The organism is Mesorhizobium sp. C432A, assembly GCF_030323145.1.
In the GTDB taxonomy this organism is placed as follows: Bacteria; Pseudomonadota; Alphaproteobacteria; order Rhizobiales; family Rhizobiaceae; genus Mesorhizobium.
The window spans coordinates 344269-364387 of the sequence record NZ_CP100470.1 but is presented as its reverse complement, the minus strand read 5'-3'; the positions used below and the strand labels follow the sequence as shown (position 1 = coordinate 364387).

Below are 20119 nucleotides of genomic sequence, written 5' to 3'. Positions count from 1 at the left end.
AGGGGAACCCCTTTTCCCCGGAAATGGGTCCTGCGCGTCAATCCCTGCGGAAAATCAGCCTGCCCAGCCAGCCGGTGATCATGGCCAGCGACACGGAGAAGACGCCGTAGAGAAACGAGTAATCATGCGCGACGCGGAAGATCGACTGTTCGAAGCCCGATTTGCGGATTTCGAGCTGGGCCGAGCTTTCCTTGAGGAACAGACCGCTCTTGAACAGGAACGCGCGGGCTTTATGGGTTCCAACCGGGACGTTGGGCGCCAGCCGCACCGTGGCGCGAAACAGGTTCTGCGACAAGAACTGCACGCCGCCGACATTCTCGCTATAGAGGCCGGTCGCCGCCTTGCGCTCGCGCAGCGCCACGGTGAATTCCTCGATCGTCGCCGGACTGTCGGTTACCTCGGCCGGCTGCATGTAAAGGTTGGAGGCGCCGAGCGACAGCTGCTTGTAGCTGTTGGGTTCGGTGATGTCCTGCAGCGGCCGCGTCGTGGCGACGGAGTAGGATACCGGCACGTTCTCGAAGGTCTCGGATTCCAGATTGACCCAGACGCCGAGCACCCGGTCCTTGCGGCGCACCACCACCGGCCGCGGCGGGCCTTCGAGCACGACGATGACGTCGTAGCGCCCCTGTCGCGCGACCAGCGGGTCGGGATTTTCCAGCGAACCGAAAATGGTCAGGTCGGCGCCGGAAAAGCCGGCGGTGATCGACACCGCGTCGGTGGAGAGACCGATCTGGATGCCTTCCGGCAAGGGGTTCGGCGATTGCGCTGCCGCCGGCAGAGCGAGGGCGAAAAGCAAAACGGCGGCCGAAAAAATCCCCCACCGCGGCATCAGTTCAGGCCCGCGGCGGTCAGCGAATAGAGGTTTGGCGGCGTGACGAAGAGATCGATGGCAAGCCGGATGGCAACCGCCAGCACCAGCAGCGCCAGCAGTGCCCTGAGCTGTTCGCCGCGCAGCTTCTGTCCTGCCTTGGTGCCATATTGCGCGCCGGCAACGCCGCCCGCCATCAGCAGGAAGGCAAGCATGACGTCGACCGTCTGGTTGGTGGTGGCGTGGACCAGCGTGGTGTAGGCCGAGGTGAAAATGATCTGGAACAGCGAGGTGCCGATGACGACGTTGGTCGGCACTTTCAGGAGGTAGATCAGCGCCGGCACCATGATGAAGCCACCACCGACACCCATGATCGACGACAGGAAGCCGATGCCGGCGCCGAGCCCCAGCACCGGAATGACGCTGACGAACAGCTTCGAGGCCCTGAAGCGCATCTTCAGCGGCAGCCGGTGGATCCAGTTGTGCTGGCCGGATTTCTTCAAGACCGGCGCCGCACCGCTGCGCGTCGCGCGCAGCGCATTGACGCTCTCGACCAGCATCAGCCCGCCGACGGTGCCAAGCAGCACGACGTAAAGCAGTGAGATAAACAAATCGAGCTGGCCGAGCCGACGCAGGAAGGCAAAGACGAAGATACCGCCGGTCGAGCCTACGATGCCGCCGGCCAGCAGCACCCCGCCGAGCTTGAAGTCGAGCGTGCCGCGCTTCATGTGCGACAGCGCGCCGGAGAAGGAGGAGGCGATAACCTGGTTGGCACCGGTAGCAACGGCGATTGCCGGCGGGATGTTGTAGAAGATCAAGAGCGGCGTGATCAGAAAGCCGCCACCGACCCCGAACATGCCCGACAGGAAACCCACCGCCGCGCCCATTGCCAGCAGCACGAAGACGTTGACGGAAATTTCCGCGATCGGGAGATAGATGCCCACCCGTCAGTCTCGATCAGTTTGCCTGTCGGCGATTGCAGCCATTCCAGGGCATTGTCGCACCGAAAAGCCAATTCTTTCTTGCACCGCCGGGGCAGTGGGATCAAACCCCGTCGCCCTACCGAAACAAAAAACATCTCAAGCAGTTAACAGGCAAATGTATGGCAAGGGCGTCGCGTTAGCGACGCATCTGCCGTTATTTGTGCGCCAGCAGCGCCTTCACCAGCTTTTCGTCGATTTCGCCGGTCGCCTGCATCTTGTTGTCGGTCTGGAAAGCCATGATTGCGGTCTTGGTCTTGCCGCCCATCACGCCATCGGCGCCGCCGGCATCGTAGCCGTTCTTGTTGAGGATGAGCTGGATGTTCTTGACCGCCTTCTTCATGTCGACGCTGGCGGTGGTCTGCGGCGTGCCTTCCTGCCAGGATTCAGGAATGTCGGCCGAGTTGGACGCCGGGTCGAGCGGCTTCGGCTTCCACAGTTCCGTGGCGGCGCGCGCCCGCTCCAGCTGTTCGGGGCGCAGCGCAGTGGCGACTTCGTCGCGCTTTGCAGCCGCATCCTTGTCGCCGGTCTTGGCGACGAGCGCGAACCATTTGTAGGATTCCTCCAGGCTCTGCTTCATGCCGACGCCCTTTGCCGCCAGGATGCCGAGATTGAACTGGCTGTCCTTGACGCCGACATCGGCCGCCGCCTGAAACCAGTGCGCGGCCGATTCATTGTCGGTCACGCCGTCGGCGGCCATGGCAAACAGAACGGCCAGATTGTGCATGGCGCTGGCATTACCCTGCGCGGCGGCGAGCTGGTAGAAGGTCTTTGCCTTCTTGACGTCGCGCGTGACGCCGATGCCCTTCTCGTAGAAATTGCCGATGCGGTATTCCGCCGGTGCGAAGCCGAGCTCGGCCGACTTTTCGTACCATTTGGCCGCTGCCGCCATGTCTTCCTTGACGCCGCGCGATTCAGCATAGCGCGAACCGAGCTCGAACAGCGCCTTGGCGTCACCGCCGGCAGCCGCGTCGCGCAAGGCTTGCGGGCCGGCATCGGCCGGAACGTCTATCTTGGCCACGACAGGTGCTACCGCGGCATCAGCCGGCGGAACGGCGCCGGTAGTATCCGAGGCCGTCGTATCCGAGGCCGAGGGCGCCATGACGGCGGCCGCAGGCTGCGCGTCGGCAGCCGCCGGTTCCGCAGTGGCGGTGGTCGGCAGCATTGCATTTGGCGCGGGGGCCGGATCGGCCAAAGCCATCGGCGCTGGCGCGGGCTCCACCGCCGGCACTTCGGGCCCAGCGACCGAGGCCGCATTCATTGGCGCATCGTTGCCAGCTGGCGGTTCCGTGGGCTCCGCCTGCCTGACGATCCGGGCCGGCACGTCCTGAACGGCCACCTGCTGTTCTGCCTTGGGTTGGCTGGCAGCGTTGACCGAGGCAGTCTCGACCGGCTGCGAGGCGACGATCGGCGCTGTATCGTTGCTTGCGACCTCGACCGGGTCGGCGAAGAAGGCCTTGCCCAACTGGAGGCCGGCAAGCGCCAGCATGATCGCGACCGCTCCCATCAGGATCGGCTTGCGCCGCGCCTTGAGCAGGTCGCCGATACGAAGCGCCTTGACCGGGCCCTTCATGGTAGACTGGCGTTTCAACGCGTCGGCCTCGGCGGCCGCGGCCTGCGCCGCGCGCCTGGCCGCGGCAATGAAGTCGGATTTCGACGCATCGCCGGAGTTTTGGCGCACCGGTGGGCCACGTTCGTCGCGTACGCGCTTCATGATGGCGTTGAGGTCGGGCGCGCCGGAGCCCGGCTCCAACGGCCGGTTGGCGAGCTTCGGATCGAGCGGCTCGTCGAGATCGACGCTCGGCAGGTCGACATTGGGCCCCGAGCCGGCAAGCGGCGGCATGTCAGCCGGCTTCTTGCCCCTGAAGGCGCGCGCAAATCCACCGAACAGCGACTTCTTGGCCGTGGCTTCGCCTTTCTCGGCAATCCTGTCGGAACCGAGCGCTGCCTGGGCAGCGGCCGCGGCAGCCTCGGCTGGCGAGCGCCGTACGGGTTCGCTGCCCATGACCGGGTCGCTACGCGTACCCGGGTCGGCGCGCATATCCGGCTCGCTGCGCATGATGGCGGCGGCGCGGCCGTCGAGATCGGCCATGTCTCCGGTCAGCGGCAGCGGCTGGTCGATATTCATCGACGGCGCGTCCTGCACCGAAATCTTGGAGGCGCGTGCAGCGCGGGCCCGCCGCGCCGGCTCGGCCTGGGCATCCAGAAGCTCGCTCACCGCCTCGGCCGGTTCGCTGGTCTCCAGCGAGCCCAGACGATCGACGATCTTGAGCAACGTGTCGTGGATAGCCTCGAATGTCCGTGAATTGCGCTCGTCCGAACGGCGCGTCAGCGCTTCCAGCGTCTTCAGATCCTGAGCAAGGCCGGTAACGGCCGCGGTGTTGGCGTTGGAATCTGCCAGCGAGCGCACGGCGCTCTCGGCTGCTTCGCGTGCCGCGCCCATGATGGATTCGCGGGTTCCGGCCAGCGACTTCTCGATTTCGTTGAGGCGCGGGCTGATGTCCTCGAATTCCGGCAGCGGCGTGCCGGGCTTCGACAGATGCGCCGATAGGCTGGAGACCTGCGCCTCAAGGCTGCGGATCAGTGCCGGATCGATGCCGGCGACCTGCGCGGCCGACGATTCCAGCCGGCTTGAAATGTCTTCGAGCCGGCTTTCCAGGCCGCGGATCGCCGCCTCGTTGGCAGGATCGGGAATGCGCGTCTCCATGCGTTGGGCGAGCGCGGTGAAGCGTGCGTCGATGGCGTCCATGATGCCGGCGCTGTCAGCCTGCGGCTGGCGCTGGTCCAGCCGGTCGGCAACCTCGTCCAGCCGCCGCTCGAGATCGCGAAACAGCATGTTGCCCTGTTCGATGGCATCGCCCTGCCGACGTTCCATCATGCCCGACAGCACGTCGAAGCGCTGTTCCAGACCCTGGAAGATATAGTCGGCGTCGGGCATGGCCGGGGCGCGGTCGATCTTGTCGGCGATCATCGCGATCTGCTTGCCGAGGCGCTCCATCGCCTGTTCCGGCAGATTGGCGCGGCCGGCAAGCTCGTCGACCCTGTTCGACAGCGTGCTGAGACGGTCGAGAACCTCGCCGCTCGGACGAACCTGCACGACTTCCTCGATCTGCTGCGCCAGCGAGGCGATCCGCTTCTCGATGCGTTCAAAGGGTTCGGGGTCGAAGGAATTGGCCTGTGCGGCGACGGTCGAGGCGACGATGGCGCGCGAAATCTCATCAAGCCGTTCGTCGATCAGGCCAAGCGTGTCGCCGCCGCGGTTGCTCTGCTGGCTGACGAAATGATCGACGGCGCCGGCAAGGGTGCGGACCTTTTCTTCCATCGAGCGCAGCGACAGCGATTCCGGCAGATTGTGGACGGCATTGCTGATCTGTTCGAGCCGGTCGGTCAGGGCCGAAAATCCGGGGCCGTCGGCACGGTTGCGCTGGTCGGCGTCGACACGGTCCTCGAACGCGCTCCAGCGGCGGTCGAAATCGTCCCAGCGGCGGTCGACCTTCAGCACGCTTTCCTCGCGCGCCAATGTGTCGAGCGCCGTCTTTACCTGCTCGAGCTCGAGCCGCAGCATGTTGACGCTTCGGTCGTCGCTCTTCTCGGCCAGCGTCTGGATTGCGCCGGACAGCCGCTCGAATTCGACGCCGAGTTCGGCGCTGCCCTTGCCGGGCAAGCCGCCTGCCTGACCACCCGATTGGTTGCTCGCCTGGAAGGCCCGTTCGATGTCCTTGCGCAACGCGGCGAATTCGCGCTGCAGGCCGGCCGTCATCTGATGGCGCAGTTCCTCGCGCAGGCCACGCAATTCGCCGGCGATCTTGCCGACCACGGCGACGCTGTCTTCCTGGCCGCGCACGCGGTCGATGTCGCGCGCGATCGCCTGATAGTTCTGGTCGAAGCCGGCCGGCCCGGCGCCTTTCGGCCGCGGCGTGGGCTGCGGGTCCTCGTACCAGCGCGGCGGGGCGTAGGGCTGGGCGCTTGCGTAGCGCGGCTCTGCCGGCGGCCGGCGCGGATCGAAGCGCTCGGCGGCGTCCTCGCGCTTGCGCTCCAGCCGCTGCTCCAGCGTTTCCAGCGAGCGGTTCAATTCATCAAGTGTGGTGTTCGGCCTGCGCGGCCTGCCGGCGTTGAGTGTATCGAGATAGGACCGCTTGCTGTTCATCGATGCATCCGTTTTTCAGAATGGCCGGCTTGCTGCCAGTTTCCCAAGTCCTTGTCGGGAACGAAGGCGGCCGCGCGGCACTGCTGCGGCGGAAGACGAGCTTCCCGGGCCAGGCCCGCTCTCCGAAAAACCGTGAAAAATTCGCTACAGGATAAACACGGGTGACCGACATCCGCACATTTCACCCATCGTGGTAAACAAGGTGTTAACCAAGCTTAAGAAGTTACGGCATTGCTGAAATACAGGCGGTGCCCGTTCGGACCCGGCGCCGGGGGTGCGGCATAAGGTTTCGCAATCCCAGAACGCCCTTGCGTCATGCGGCGGCTATCGATATAGAATTGACGTAAACGTAAGAGGGGCGCCGTTCGTGCCTTTTGCGATGAATTAGTTGAAACCACGACTGGAAGCATGCCCCCGCTTCCACTCAGGCGTTGCAAGGTCCGAGACCGCGATGCCACGACAGGGGAAAGCCAGTGACTATGAAACTTGTTTCGCCCGGCGAAGCCGCGGCCAACACCAACAATATGTCTGCCGAAGCCAGTGAGGAGCTCGTGCGCATCGGCGAGATGGCCAAGAAATACGGCGTGACGCTGCGCACGCTGCGTTTCTATGAAGACAAGGGCCTGCTCAATCCGAAACGCGATGGGGCAACGCGCCTCTACACGCGCCGCGACAAGGCGCGGCTGAAGCTGATCCTGCTCGGCCGCAAGGTCGGGTTCTCGCTGCGCGACGTCAAGCAGATGATGGATCTCTACGATCCCACGGGATCCAACACCAAGCAATTGCGGCTGGCTCTCGACAAGTCGGAGAAGCAGCTAGCCCGCCTGCAGAAGCAGCGCGCGCTGATCGACGACGCCATCAACGAGCTGAGCGGCTCGATGTCGGCCGTGCGCCAGATGCTGTCCGAGCGTTCGGCCCCGGCCAGCGCCGCCAGCTGATTTTGCTCCGCAGCTCCCGGCGAAAGCTTTGAACTTAAGAGCCGCGCGGCCGCCCGCGCGGCTCTTTTTGTTTGACCCCCCTCGCTTTGCACAAAGCCATGCACCGCTCGTGCGACAGGCTGGCATAGGTAAATTTTGTCCCGGCGACAAAATTGACGTTTACGCAAACGTCAATTTTTGCTATCTCGCTTTCGACATTGGCCGGCGTGCCGCCCCAACCTCATGTTCGGGGCCCGATCTCGCGGCCAAGACCCGCATGGTGGAGGAACACATGCCGATCTACAGGGCGCCGGTCCAGGACACGCTGTTCGTGCTCAACGAGGTGCTGGGTTATCAGCGATATTCCAACCTTCCCGGGTTTGCCGACGCGACGCCCGACGTTGTCGAGGCGATCCTCGCCGAAGGCGCCAAGCTCGCCGAAAACGTTATGCATCCTCTGAACCGCGTCGGTGACATCGAAGGCTGCGTGCGCCATGAGGACGGCTCGGTGATTACGCCGAAGGGCTTCAAGGAAGCCTACGACCAGTATCGCGAAGGCGGCTGGATGGGACTGGCGGCGCCCATCGAGTTCGGCGGCCAGGGGCTGCCCTATGCCGTGCACACCGCGGTTGCCGAATACATGGTTTCGGCCAACATGGCGCTGATGATGTATCCCGGCCTGACTCAAGGCGCTATCGCTGCGATCATCACACACGGTACCGACGAGCAGAAGGCGACATGGCTGCCGAAGCTGGTCGAGGGGTCCTGGACCGGTACCATGAACCTGACCGAGCCGCATTGCGGCACCGATCTCGGCCTGCTGCGCACCAAGGCGGTGCCGAACGGCAACGGCACCTACAAGATCTCAGGCCAGAAGATCTTCATCTCGGCCGGCGAGCACGACATGTCGGAAAACATCGTCCATCTCGTGTTGGCCCGCATCGAAGGTGCGCCGGCAGGCGTGAAGGGGATCTCGCTGTTCATCGTGCCAAAGCTGAAGCTCGATGCCTCGGGCAATCCGGGCGAGAAGAACACGCTCTCCTGCGGGTCGATCGAGGAGAAGATGGGCATACACGGCAATTCGACTTGCGTCATGAATTATGACGAGGCCGAAGGCACGCTGCTCGGTGAGGCCAATGGCGGCCTGAAGGCGATGTTCACGATGATGAACGAAGCCCGCCTCGGCGTCGGCCTGCAGGGCCTGTCGCTGTCCGAGATCGCCTACCAGAACGCGGTCTCCTACGCCAAGGACCGGCTGCAGGGCCGCTCGCTGTCGGGCGCCAAGGCGCCGGACAGACAAGCCGATCCGATCATCGTCCATCCCGACATCCGCCGCTCGCTGATGACCATGAAGGCCTTCAACGAGGCCGGCCGCGCGCTGGCGCTGTGGACGGCGATCAAGTCCGACATCGCCCACCGCTCCGCCGACGACAAGGATCGCCAGGCGGCCGACGACTATACAGGCCTGCTGACGCCGGTGATCAAGGGCGTGCTCACCGACAAGGGCTTCGACCATGCCGTCATGGCGCAGCAGGTGTTCGGCGGCCACGGCTATATCGAAGAACACGGCATGAGCCAATTCGTGCGCGATGCCCGCATCGCCATGATCTATGAAGGCGCCAACGGCATCCAGGCGCTCGACCTTGTCGGCCGCAAGCTTGGCCTGAATGGCGGCCGCGCAGTGCAGGCTTTCTTCAAGGACGTCGGCGAGTTCTGCGAGGAGAACCGTGCCGACGAGAAGCTGGCGCCGTTCACCAAGGCGTTGAAGAAGGGCCTCAACGATCTGCAGGCGGCGACGATGTGGCTGGTGCAGAACGGCATGGCCAAGCCCGACAATGCCGGCGCCGCATCCACCGACTACATGCATCTCTTTGGCCTTGTGGCGCTCGGCTACATGTGGGCGCAGATGGCCAAGGCCGCGCTCGGCAAGACCGGCGCCAATGGCTCCCAATCTGTCCACGAAAATGGGGCTTTCTACGACAACAAGGTGGTGACGGCGCGCTTCTTCATGGAGCGGATCATGCCCGAGACATCGGCACATCTCGCCCGCATTTCCAGTGGTGCGGACACGCTAATGGCGCTGCCTGCGGAAGCGTTCTAGAAATGGCTGGCGTCCCCCTCCCCCTTGAGGGGAGGGTGGCCCGAAGGGCCGGGAGGGTCCTTGCGTGCAGTGCGCCGGCTGGTTGGCGCTTTGGTAGGAGATGATCGCAATGCCCCAAACCCGCGTCAATTCCGAAGATAAGGTCGAGCACGTCATCGGCGACCCCACCCGACCGCTTCGCGGCCACCCTCCCCTCGAGGGGGAGGGGGACGTTGGCGCGGGAGAAACGGCATGACAAATCCAGCCGAAGTGCTCTCCTTGCCGAAGCCCGCCTGGGCGGCGGACGAAGTCGGCATGCTCTACGACATGGCGCATCGCTTCATGTCGGAAGAGATCGCGCCGCGCTACGACGAGTTCGAGAAGAACGAGATGGTCGACCGCGAGAGCTGGCGCAAGGCAGGTTCCGCCGGCCTGCTCTGCGCCTCGATGCCGGAGGAATATGGCGGCTCCGGCGGCACCTTCGCGCATGAGAGCGCCATCATCGAGGCGATCGGCCATGTCGGCGTCGACGGTTTCGGCATCGGCCTGCACAATGCGATCGTTGCCCCTTACATCCTTCATTACGGCTCCGAGGAGCAGAAGAAGAAATGGCTGCCGAAGCTGGCAACCGGCGAACTGATCGGCGCCATCGCCATGACCGAGCCGGGCGCCGGCTCCGACCTGCAAGGCGTCAAGACGCGCGCCGAGAAGGACGGCAACCAGTACAAGATCAACGGCTCGAAAACCTTCATCACCAATGGCCAACTGGCCAATTTCATCATCGTCGTCACCAAGACCGATCCGGCCAAAGGCGCCAAGGGCACCTCGCTGATCGTCGTCGAGGCCGACGAGGCCGAAGGCTTCGAACGCGGCCGCAACCTCGACAAGATCGGCCTGAAGGCCAACGACACGTCGGAGCTGTTCTTCAATGATCTGCGCGTGCCGACCTCGAACCTGCTTGGCCACGAAGAGGGACAGGGCTTCATCCAGCTGATGCAGCAATTGCCGCAGGAGCGCCTGCAGATCGGCACCGGCGCGATCGCCATGATCGAGCGCGCGCTTGCTCTGACCATCGACTACGTCAAGGACCGCAAGGCCTTCGGCAAAGCGATCATCGAGTTCCAGAACACCCAGTTCAAGCTCGCCGAACTGAAGACCGAGGCCACCATCGGCCGCGTCTTCTACAATGATTGCGTCACCCGCCACATCAATGGCGGGCTGGATCCGGTGACGGCGTCGATGGCGAAATACTGGCTCTCGGACCTGCAGGGAAAAGTCGTCGACGAATGCCTTCAATTGCATGGCGGCTATGGCTACATGAATGAATATCCGATCGCCCGCATGTTCCGCGACGCCCGCGTCCAGCGCATCTACGGCGGCACCAACGAGATCATGAAATTGCTGATCGGCCGCTCTCTCTGAGAGCGACGTCGGCAAAGCAAGGAGCAAGCAAATGGCTGAAGCTTATGTCTATGACGCCGTGCGCACACCGCGCGGCAAGGGCAAGAAGGATGGCTCGCTGCACGAGGTGCCGGCGGTGCGGCTTGCGGCCAGGACGCTTGAAGCGTTGCGCGACCGCAACGGCCTCGACACTGCAAACGTCGACGACATCATCTTCGGCTGCGTCGATCCGGTCGGCGAAGCCGGCTCCGTCATTCCGCGTGCCGCCGCCTTCGAGGCCGGCTACGATAACAAGGCGCCGGGCATGCAGATCTCGCGCTTCTGCGCCTCAGGCCTCGACGCCATCAATTTCGGCGCCGCCAAGATCGCTCAAGGCGCCGACGAGATCGTCATTGCAGGCGGCGTGGAATCGATGTCGCGCGTCGGCATGGGCGCCTCGGGCGGCGCGTGGTTCATGGACCCGTCCGTCGGCCTGCCCGGCTGGTTCGTGCCGCAAGGCATTTCGGCCGACCTGATCGCCACCAAATACGGTTTTTCGCGCGACGACGTCGATGCCTATGCGGTCGAGAGCCAGAAGCGTGCGGGCAAGGCCTGGGCCGATGGCCGTTTCAAGAACTCCGTCATACCGATCAAGGACCAGAACGGCCTCACCATCCTCGATCATGACGAGCATATGCGGCCGTCGACCGACATGCAGTCGCTGGCCTCGCTCAACCCGTCCTTCGTCATGCCTGGCGAAATGGGCGGCTTCGACGCGGTCGCCGTGCAGAAGCATCCGGAAGTCGAAGAGGTCAACCACGTCCACCATGCCGGCAACTCGTCCGGCATCGTCGATGGTGCGGCCGCCGTACTGCTCGGCTCGAAGAAGGCCGGCAAGACGATGGGCCTGAAGCCACGCGCCCGCATCCGCGCCTTTGCCAACATCGGCTCCGAGCCGGTGCTGATGCTTACCGGTCCGGTCGACGTCACCGAGAAGCTTCTGAAGCGCGCCAAGATGAAGCTGTCGGATATCGACCTGTTCGAGCTCAACGAGGCCTTCGCCTCAGTGGTGCTGCGCTACATGCAGGCATTCGAAATCCCGCACGACAAGATCAACGTCAATGGCGGCGCCATCGCCATGGGCCATCCGCTCGGCGCCACCGGCGCGATGATCCTGGGCACGGTGCTGGACGAGCTCGAGCGCCGCGATTTGAACACCGCTCTGGTGACGCTCTGCATCGGCGCCGGCATGGGCACCGCAACGATTATCGAACGCGTCTGATTTTCGGCCGGAAGGAGAGAGACATGACTTATACAAACTTCACGGTCGACACCGACGCAGACGGCATCGCGCTGGTCACCTGGAACATGCCGGACCGCTCGATGAACGTCTTCACCGAAGAGGTGATGAACGAGCTCGAGAAGATCATCGACCATGTGGTGGCCGACGCCGCCATCAAGGGCGCGGTGATCACCTCGGGAAAGGACAGCTTCTCCGGCGGCGCCGACCTGACCATGCTGCAGAAGATGCTGGCCGTATTTGCCAAGGAGAAGACCAAGGACCCGGAGAAGGCGGCACAGCTTTTGTTCGACAATGCCGGCCGCATGGGTGGCTTGTGGCGCAAGCTCGAAACGTCGGGCAAGCCTTGGGTCTCGGCGATCAACGGCACCTGCATGGGTGGCGCGTTCGAGCTGTCGCTGGCCTGTCATGGCCGCGTTGCCGCTGACTCCGAAAAGGTCAAGATGGCCTTGCCGGAAGTCAAGGTCGGCATCTTCCCCGGCGCCGGTGGCACCCAACGCGTGCCGCGCCTGACCGACCAGCAGCAGGCGTTGCAGATGCTGACCACCGGCCAGACGCTGTCGCCGCAGAAAGCCAAGGCGATGGGGCTGATCCACGAGATCGCCGAACCCGGCAAGCTGATCGAGACCGCCAAGGCGATGATCAGGAACGGCCTGAAAGCCGTCCAGCCCTGGGACGAGAAGGGCTTCAAGCTGCCTGGCGGCCAAATCTATACGCCGGCCGGCTTCAATCTGTGGCCGCCGGCCATCGCCATCCTGCGCCGCGAGACCTACGGCAATTATCCGGCCGCCGCGGCGATCCTGAAATGCGTCTATGAAGGCCTGCTGGTGCCGTTCGACACCGGTCTGCGGATCGAACAGCGCTATTTCACCGAAATCATGCAGTCGAAGGAAGCAGCAGCGATGATCCGCTCGCTGTTCGTCTCGCTGCAGGAGCTCAACAAGGGCGCCCGCCGCCCGGCCGGCGTGCCGGAGACCAAGTTCAAGAAGATCGGTATTCTCGGCGCCGGCTTCATGGGCGCCGGCATCGCCTTTGTCACCGCCAAGGCTGGCATCCCGGTCGTCCTGCTCGACCGCGACATGGCGTCGGCCGAAAAGGGCAAGACGCATTCCGACAGCCTGATCTCCGATCAGGTCAAGAAGGGCCGCGTCAAGCCCGAGGAGAAGGACAGACTTCTGTCGCTGATCACGCCGTCGGCCGACTATGCCGATCTCGCCGGCTGCGATCTGGTGGTCGAGGCGGTGTTCGAGGATTCGGCCGTCAAGAAGGCTGCCACCGAGCAGGCCGAAGCCGTGCTGAAATCGTCGGCGATCTTCGCCTCCAACACCTCGACCATCCCGATCACCGCACTGGCCAAGAATTCGGCGCGGCCGAAGAATTTCGTCGGCATCCACTTCTTCTCGCCGGTCGACAAGATGATGCTGGTCGAGATCATTTTGGGCAAGAAGACCGGCGACAAGGCGCTGGCCACCGCGATCGATTTCGTGCGCGCCATCAAGAAGACGCCGATCGTCGTCAACGACACGCGCGGCTTCTACGTCAACCGCTGCGTGCTGCGCTACATGTCGGAAGCCTACAAGATGCTGATCGAAGGCGTTCCGGCGCCGATGATCGAGAACGCCGCCAAGGCCGCCGGCATGCCGGTCGGCCCCCTGGCGCTGACCGACGAGACGGCGATCGACCTTGCCCAGAAGATCATGAAGCAGACCATCAGGGATCTCGGCGACAAGGCCGTCGACCCCAGGCAGATGGCGTTGATCAACACGCTGGTCGACACCCATGGCCGCTTCGGCCGCAAGAACGGCAAGGGTTTTTACGACTATCCCGCCAAGCCTGCCAAGAAGAAGCTGTGGCCGGGCCTGAAGGATCTCTATCCGCAGCTGGAGGCCGAGAAGGTCGACTATGAGGAACTGCAGCAGCGCCTGCTGGTAACCATTGCGCTGGAAGCGGCCCGGGTGATGGAGGAAGGCATCGTCACCGATCCGCGCGAGGCCGATGTCGGCTCGATCCTCGCCTTCGGTTTCGCGCCATTCACCGGCGGCGCGCTGTCCTATATCGACGGCATCGGCGCCAGGGAGTTCGTCAGAATAGCCAAGGGCCTGCAGAAGAAATACGGCGCCGAGTTCAAGGCGCCAAAGCTGCTGCTCGACCTGGCCGAGAAGGGCGAGACCTTCTACCAGCGCTTCGATCCCTATGCGAAAGGCGAGGTGAAGAAGGCCGCTTGAGCTAGCGCCCCATGTACGTCTGAGGGCGCCTTGCGCGCATGATGGCCACGGCAAGGCGCCGTGGCCTTACGCGGTCGGCAGCGAAAGCCGCCTGGCTTTTCGCTGCCGACATCGACTTCAACCTCCATCTCAACAACGCCCGCTACATGATGCTCGCCGACCTCGCGCATGACCCCGAAAATCGGAATCGATTCTCGAAAAGGATCATGCGCCAAATCAAAATGCTACAGCGTCCTTGGCTTGTCCAATAGGACGCTTGCCCGCTCCGTTCAACCGCGGTCGCCGACCGAGGCCGCCGACCGAGGCCGAGCGGGTTTTCATGACCTCCCACCAGGGATGCGCAGCCTTGCCAAGGCAGTTTGAGGCATCCATGACGACTTCGCCGCACACAGCTTTTTGAGAGATCGGGCCGCGCGCCGGTGGACAATCGGATGACCGCGCGTTAGAAGGAAAAGGTATTTTTTCCTGTTTTGAGGAGAGCGAATTGCTCTCGCATGACCGAGTTTGGGCAGCCATCGACGCTCTCGCCGAGCGCTATTCGTTGTCGGCCTCCGGCCTGGCCCGGCGAGCCGGTCTGGACTCCACCGCTTTCAACAAATCGAAGCGGCTGTCCTCGGATGGACGGCCGCGCTGGCCGTCGACCGAATCGCTGGCGAAGATCATCGAGGCGACCGGCGCCTCGCTCGACGAATTCACCGGGCTGGTCGAAGGCCGTGCCAAGGCCGCTTCGGGCTCGGTAGCCGCGCAGCGTTCGGCGGTGCCGCTGCTCGGCTTTGCCCAGGCCGGCGCCGGCGGCTTCTTCGATGATGCCGGCTATCCCTCAGGCCAGGGCTGGGACCTTGTCGAGCTTCCGGCACGGGCGACCGAAACCTCCTATGCGTTGAAGGTGCAGGGCGATTCCATGCTGCCGCTGTACCGCAATGGCGATGTGCTGATCGTCGAGCCGGGCGCCGCTACCCGCAAGGGCGACCGCGTCGTCGTCAAGACCAATGCCGGCGAAGTCATGGCCAAGGTGCTCGACCGCCAGACGACGAAATCGATCGTGCTGATTTCGCTCAACCCCGACCACCCGGACCGCGACATCGCGATGCGCGATGTCGAATGGGTGGCGCGGATCGTCTGGGCAAGCCAGTAGGTCTCGCGGTGCGTCTGCTTCAAATCCTCATAGCCCTCCTGCCGATCCCGGTGATGGTCGCCATTGTCGTCGCCGGCGGTCGCGCGCTGCATCGCGACGGCCCCGCCATTACTGTCGACCAGATCGACCCGGACACCGAGGCCGTGCCCGAGGAGCCGGCGACGTCGGCGATCCCCGAGGTCCAGCCCGTCAAGCCTCCGGCGCACTCGCCTCCGGTGCATTCGAGGGCGATCGATCCCGAGGCCATCGCTCCGCCGCCGCTGCCGGCAGAAGAACTTGAACGGGTTGAGCCACGCGCGCCGCTGAGCGACCTGGCGCTGGCCGGACCGCCCAAGCCGCGTGGGCGCAGAGCGGTCGACGACTGGGGAGGAACAAAACTGTTCCAGCCGGTCGCGGCCGCCGCCGGCCTGATCGAAGCCAATGGTTATTCCGTGACGGTCTCCGGCATCGACATCGTCAGGCAAGACGAGACCTGCACCGAGGGCGGCAAGTCCTGGGCTTGCGGTATCAGGGCGCGCACCGCGTTCCGGTCTTTCCTGCGCGGCCGGGCCGTTGCCTGCAAGGTGCCGCCGGAGGCCGACCGTGTGCTGATCGCCGCCGAATGCCGCATCGGCAAGCTGGATGTCGGCCAGTGGCTGGTCGAAAACGGCTGGGCACGCGCCACGGCAGGCGGCCCCTATGTCGAAGCGGGCGACAAGGCGCGCGCCGACAAAAAGGGCATCTTTGGCGCCGCGCCCGATCTTGGCGGCCTGCCACCGGCGCCAACGCCTGTTGCGGCACCGACGGCGTCGCAACCGATCCTCGATGCCCCGGCGATAGACACGCCGCCGGCCGGGACGGAAATTACGCCGCCAGCTGACCAGCCAGCGCCCGCTCAATGAGGGCGCGGGTTTCGGCGATGCCGTAGAGGGCTGCGAACGAACCGAAGCGCGGTCCGCGTTCCTGGCCGATCAGCACCTGGTAGATCATCTGGAAGAAAGCGCCCGAGACACCAGGGCCGCCGTCCGGGCTCTTCTTCGAATGGTCCTGATAGCGTTCGATCTTGCGCGCGACGTTGAGCGAAGCGTTCTGGATCGCTTCGCCGTCGGCGCTGGCCGGCAGGCCAGCAAGCGCGTTGCCAAGCGCTTCCAGCGCCACGCGTTCGACATCGTCGGCCGGCCGGAAGGTCTTCGTCGGCTTCACGAAATCGTCGAAGTAGCGGATGGCGAAACCGACCAGCTGGTCGAGTTCGGGATGCGTTGCCGGGGTCACGCCAGACGTATGGCGGGAGATGAAGCCCCACAGCACATCCTTGTTTTGCGCGTTGGAGGCGCTGACCAGGTTGAGCAGCAGCGAGAACGGCACCGGCATGTCGATGGCAGGCGGCTTGCCGTCATGCATGTGCCAGACCGGATTGCCCAGCCGCTCCTTCCAGTCCTGGCGCGGATAGGCGTTGAGGAAGGTGTAGTACTCGTCGACGGCGCGTGGGATGACGTCGAAATAGAGCTTTTTCGCCTGCCTTGGCCGCTGATACATATAGAGGCCGAGGCTTTCGGTCGGCGCGTAGCGCAGCCATTCGTCGATGGTCAGCCCGTTGCCCTTCGACTTCGAGATCTTCTGGCCGTTCTCGTCCAGGAACAGTTCGTAGACGAAATGCTCGGGCGCGCGCCCGCCGAGAATGTTGCAGATGCGGTCGTAGATCACCGCGTTCGTCTGGTGGTCCTTGCCGAACATTTCGAAATCGACGCCGAGCGCTGCCCAGCGCATGCCGAAATCCGGCTTCCACTGCAGCTTGACCTTCCCGCCGGTCACCGAAAGCGTGGTCTCGGTGCCCTCATCGTCGAAGGTGATGTTGCCGGCCTTGGCGTCGACATGCTTCATCGGCACGTAGAGCACGCGCCCGCTCTTCGGCGAGATCGGCAGGAACGGGCTGTAGGTTGCCTGCCGCTCCGGCCCCAGCGTCGGCAGCATCACCGCCATGATCTGCTCATAGCGCTCGGCGGCGCGCACCAGCATCGCATCGAAGCGGCCGGCCTTGTAGTACTGCGTGGCGCTGGCGAATTCGTAGTCGAAGCCGAACGTGTCGAGGAAGCGGCACAGCATCGCGTTGTTGTGGTCGCCAAAGCTCGGATAGTCGCCGCCGAACGGATTGGGCACCGCCGACAGCGGCATATGCAGATAGGGCTCGAGCGCTGCGCGATCCGGCACATTGTCGGGGATTTTGCGCATGCCGTCCATATCGTCGGAGAAGCAGAGCAGCTTGGTCTTGACCTTGTTCCCGGTCAGCACGTGAAAGGCATGGCGCACCATCGAGGTGCGCGCGACCTCGCCGAACGTGCCGATATGCGGCAGGCCCGACGGGCCGTAGCCGGTCTCGAACAGGACGATCTCCGGGAAGTCGCCGCCCTTGTAGCGCTCGATGATCTTTTTGGCTTCCTCGAACGGCCAGGCCTTGCTTTCGGCGGCTGCCGCAAGCATTTCGGGGTTGAGATCGGCGATGTTTGATCCCGTCATGTCAAAGTTCCAGTCATGGCCGGCTTTCGCGGCTGGTAAGATTTTTCAACCGGGTCTCTAGGCGCGACAGGGCGGAGCGTCAACGATATCAGGCGTTTTCGTTGCGACGGCGCCGTGGCGTCCCTACCTTCGACCCTCACTATCAAGGAGTTTTGAATGCCGTTGCCGTCCACCCATGAAGCCCTGATCTACCTGATGGTCATCACCTCGGCTTCCGATCGCGACATGACCGATATCGAACTGGCGCGCATCGGCGACGTCGTCCGCAGCTGGCCGGTGTTCGAGGATTTCAAGCAGGACAGGCTGATCGCCATTGCGCAGGACTGCCAGAAGATGCTGCATGAAAAGGATGGGTTGGAAGGCGTGCTCGAGCGTGTCGCCGAGATTTTGCCCGAACGGCTGCACGACACCGCCTATGCCGCGGCCTTCGAGGTTGCCGCCGTCGATCTCGAAATGCGCATGGAGGAATTGCGGGTGCTGCAGTTGATCCGGCGTGAGCTCGATCTCGACACGCTGACCGCCGCAGCCATCGCGCGCGGGGCGAAGGCCCGCCTGCGCACGCTGACCTGATCCAGCCCGTAGAGGAAGCTGACCGGGGCCGGATCAGAAAAAGCTGGACCGAGAACCGGATCAGAAGAAACTGACCGGGAAATAGCGCAGGTAGAATTCGGCGAAGGTGCCTTTCACCGATATCTCCTGCAGCGCGTAGTCCATGGCTGCGGCCAGCGCTGGGTCGCTGGCCCGGGTGGCAATGGTCATGCCGGACCCCAGATATTCCGGCGCCAGGTAGGGTCCACCGGCGAAGCGGCAGCAACCGGCGGCGTCCGTGCCGCCCAGCCAGAAGGAAAAGCGCATGCCGTCGCCGAAGGCGGCATCGATCTTGGCGCTCTTCAAGTCGCTGTAGAGGTCTTCCGGCCGTTGAAAGCGGATGATCTGCACGGTGCCGAAATAATCGCGCAGCATCTTTTCATGCGCCGAGCCGGCCAGCACGCCGACCCGCTTCGAGCGCAATTTGTCGAGGATCGGCTCGGCGAAGGCCTTGGTCTTCGGCATGATGAAGCGCGCCGGAAACTGTAGATAGGAGCGCGAAAAGCTGTACTTCGCCCGCGTCTCCGGCGTTGCGGCGATGCCGGCGATGATCGCCTCGCCTTCGCCCTTCTGCAACGCGTCGTCGAGTTCGGCCCAGGGCAGCGCCTGGATCTGGCATTTGTCGGCGATGTCGAGTTCGGCGCAAATCGCCCGCGCCAGGTCGATGTGGAAGCCGGACAATCGGCCCGTGCCGTCGAGAAAATTGAAGGGCGGGAAATCGGTTGTGGTGAGGAACCTGAGCCTCGGCAGCGCCGAAAGGTCCGGTTTCGGCAGCCGCTCCTTGGCATCCCAAAGCACCGGTACCTGCGGTTCCGCTGCCCGCGCAGCGCCGGCAAACGGCTGCACTCCCATCAGCATCGACAGCAAGGCGATGGTTATCCAGCGTGATGTCACAAAAAACTCCGCCCGTCTTGGCCGTTGGCTTGTGATACGAAAACGGCGCAGGCACAATTGTTTTTGATTTCAACGGGCAAATTTCGGGTTATGCTTTGGCGAGGTTGCAAATAGCCGCACAGAGTCGGCCCGGGGTTGGCGGTCGCTGGCGTTAGAGAAGCTAAGGATGTGGCTTTGCAATCCGGGGTTGATGGCTAAGTGCGGGGCAGGCACGTAGCATCGGTCTCAAGAGCGGTAGGCAACATGGGGTAGATGTTGCGATGGGTTATTTTGACCGGACACTTGAATATATTGACCGGGTGCAGCGTGCCGACACGTCGGCTGCGGTGTGCGAGCAGCTACTTAGTGTCACCTCGAATTTCGGATTGACGGCCCTGATAGCCGCAACGGTGCCGCAGCCCGGTACACCAAGCAGCCAGACGAAGGACCATGTGCTGCTCTGCGATTGGCCTAGCGAATGGCTGGAGCGTTACTTATCGCGCAACTACGTCGACCACGATCCGGTCGTCAGCCATTTGAAGCAGTTTCGGGCGCCATTCCAATGGCGCGATGCCGTTCAAAGCATGCCCGCCGACAAGAGCAGCGCCGAGGTGATGCGCGACGCCCGCCAGTTCAAGCTGCGTGACGGCCTCGCCTTCCCGCTGATCACGCTCGAAGGCCAGATCGCGCTGGTCTCGCTGGGCGGTGAGGCGGTCGAACTGTCCGAAGCCGAATTCGCAATGGTCTCGCTGGCCTCCACCTATGCCATCGGCCGCGCCATGCAGCTTCAAACGACGGCCGGCAAATCTATCGATCACATTGAATTAACGCCGCGCGAGCGCGAATGCCTGCAATGGGCGGCGGTCGGAAAATCCGAGTGGGAGATTTCGCAGATCCTCGGCATCTCGGAGCATACCTCTGAGAAACACCTTCTCAACGCCAAGAGCAAACTAGGCGCCGCCAACCGTGTGCAGGCAGTCGCCGAAGCAGTCAGGCACGGCTATATCAGCTAGGCCGGTTCTGGCGGCCCGAAATTTATGGCCGCAGTGTTGGCGTCATATCTTCAGAAAAGACCGGCCCCTGTCGTCCTCTTGAGACGGCTAATGCTTTCTTAACGCCAAAAGCAGACTCGGCGTCGCCAACAGGGTGCACGCCATCGCGGAGGCGTTTAGACGCAGCTATATTAGCCATGT

Annotated in this window: 14 protein-coding genes and 1 pseudogene; 10 read left to right on the top strand and 5 right to left on the bottom strand. The window is 63.7% G+C overall.

The window, feature by feature from the left end; translation table 11 throughout:
- Nucleotides 1-37: 37 nt before the first annotated feature.
- The 3 genes from NLY33_RS01630 to NLY33_RS01620 all read right to left on the bottom strand — a co-directional run bounded on the left by NLY33_RS01630 (nucleotide 38) and on the right by NLY33_RS01620 (nucleotide 5935).
- Nucleotides 38-829, bottom strand: a complete 792-nt coding sequence (locus NLY33_RS01630; protein ID WP_023669607.1) for a TIGR02186 family protein — start codon at nucleotides 827-829, stop codon at nucleotides 38-40.
- Nucleotides 829-1752, bottom strand: coding sequence for a sulfite exporter TauE/SafE family protein (locus NLY33_RS01625; protein ID WP_023708177.1), 924 nt, complete (start codon nucleotides 1750-1752; stop codon nucleotides 829-831). The genes NLY33_RS01630 and NLY33_RS01625 overlap by 1 nt, the downstream gene beginning before the upstream one ends.
- A 193-nt stretch (nucleotides 1753-1945) precedes the next feature.
- Nucleotides 1946-5935: an SEL1-like repeat protein gene (locus NLY33_RS01620; protein WP_023708176.1), complete on the bottom strand. Its 3990-nt coding sequence runs from the start codon at nucleotides 5933-5935 to the stop codon at nucleotides 1946-1948.
- A gap of 479 nt (nucleotides 5936-6414) precedes the next feature.
- On the opposite strand from NLY33_RS01620, the gene NLY33_RS01615 reads away from it, so the two are divergent.
- From NLY33_RS01615 to NLY33_RS01585, 8 genes and pseudogenes are all read left to right on the top strand, one after another.
- Nucleotides 6415-6873, top strand: coding sequence for a MerR family transcriptional regulator (locus tag NLY33_RS01615; RefSeq protein ID WP_023669610.1), 459 nt, complete (start codon nucleotides 6415-6417; stop codon nucleotides 6871-6873).
- Nucleotides 6874-7144: 271 nt separating this feature from the next.
- The gene (locus tag NLY33_RS01610) at nucleotides 7145-8953 is read left to right on the top strand and encodes an acyl-CoA dehydrogenase (RefSeq protein WP_023703449.1); all 1809 of its coding nucleotides are present in this window, start codon (nucleotides 7145-7147) and stop codon (nucleotides 8951-8953) included.
- Between the two features lie 231 nt (nucleotides 8954-9184).
- Nucleotides 9185-10354, top strand: coding sequence for an acyl-CoA dehydrogenase family protein (locus NLY33_RS01605; protein WP_023681961.1), 1170 nt, complete (start codon nucleotides 9185-9187; stop codon nucleotides 10352-10354).
- 31 nt (nucleotides 10355-10385) lie between these two features.
- Nucleotides 10386-11594 carry an acetyl-CoA C-acetyltransferase gene (locus NLY33_RS01600; protein WP_023669613.1) on the top strand — a complete coding sequence of 403 codons (1209 nt, stop codon included), beginning with the start codon at nucleotides 10386-10388 and terminating at the stop codon, nucleotides 11592-11594.
- A gap of 23 nt (nucleotides 11595-11617) precedes the next feature.
- Entirely contained in the window at nucleotides 11618-13837 is a 2220-nt protein-coding gene (locus NLY33_RS01595) for a 3-hydroxyacyl-CoA dehydrogenase NAD-binding domain-containing protein (RefSeq protein ID WP_023703448.1), read from the top strand.
- A 38-nt stretch (nucleotides 13838-13875) separates the two neighbouring features.
- Nucleotides 13876-14001: pseudogene (locus NLY33_RS29600) on the top strand (thioesterase family protein); the annotation flags it as partial.
- A 320-nt stretch (nucleotides 14002-14321) separates the two neighbouring features.
- A complete protein-coding gene (locus NLY33_RS01590) occupies nucleotides 14322-14972 on the top strand; it encodes a S24 family peptidase (protein WP_023681959.1) in 651 nt (216 codons plus the stop codon).
- Nucleotides 14973-14980: 8 nt separating this feature from the next.
- Nucleotides 14981-15853 (top strand): thermonuclease family protein, encoded by an 873-nt coding sequence (locus NLY33_RS01585; protein ID WP_023708175.1) that lies wholly within the window; start codon nucleotides 14981-14983, stop codon nucleotides 15851-15853.
- Here the strand turns inward: NLY33_RS01585 and NLY33_RS01580 are convergent.
- On the bottom strand, nucleotides 15816-17465 hold the full coding sequence (locus NLY33_RS01580) for a lysine--tRNA ligase (protein ID WP_023703445.1): 1650 nt from the start codon (nucleotides 17463-17465) through the stop codon (nucleotides 15816-15818). The genes NLY33_RS01585 and NLY33_RS01580 overlap by 38 nt on opposite strands.
- Nucleotides 17466-17621: 156 nt before the next feature.
- Here NLY33_RS01580 and NLY33_RS01575 point away from each other — a divergent pair, with 156 nt between their 5' ends.
- A complete protein-coding gene (locus NLY33_RS01575; protein WP_023703444.1) occupies nucleotides 17622-18035 on the top strand; it encodes a tellurite resistance TerB family protein in 414 nt (137 codons plus the stop codon).
- 60 nt (nucleotides 18036-18095) lie between these two features.
- On the opposite strand, the gene NLY33_RS01570 is transcribed toward NLY33_RS01575, so the two are convergent.
- Nucleotides 18096-18911, bottom strand: coding sequence for an ABC transporter substrate-binding protein (locus tag NLY33_RS01570; protein WP_050590359.1), 816 nt, complete (start codon nucleotides 18909-18911; stop codon nucleotides 18096-18098).
- A 296-nt stretch (nucleotides 18912-19207) separates the two neighbouring features.
- On the opposite strand from NLY33_RS01570, the gene NLY33_RS01565 reads away from it, so the two are divergent.
- Nucleotides 19208-19939 (top strand): helix-turn-helix transcriptional regulator, encoded by a 732-nt coding sequence (locus NLY33_RS01565; RefSeq protein ID WP_023669621.1) that lies wholly within the window; start codon nucleotides 19208-19210, stop codon nucleotides 19937-19939.
- Nucleotides 19940-20119: the final 180 nt, after the last annotated feature.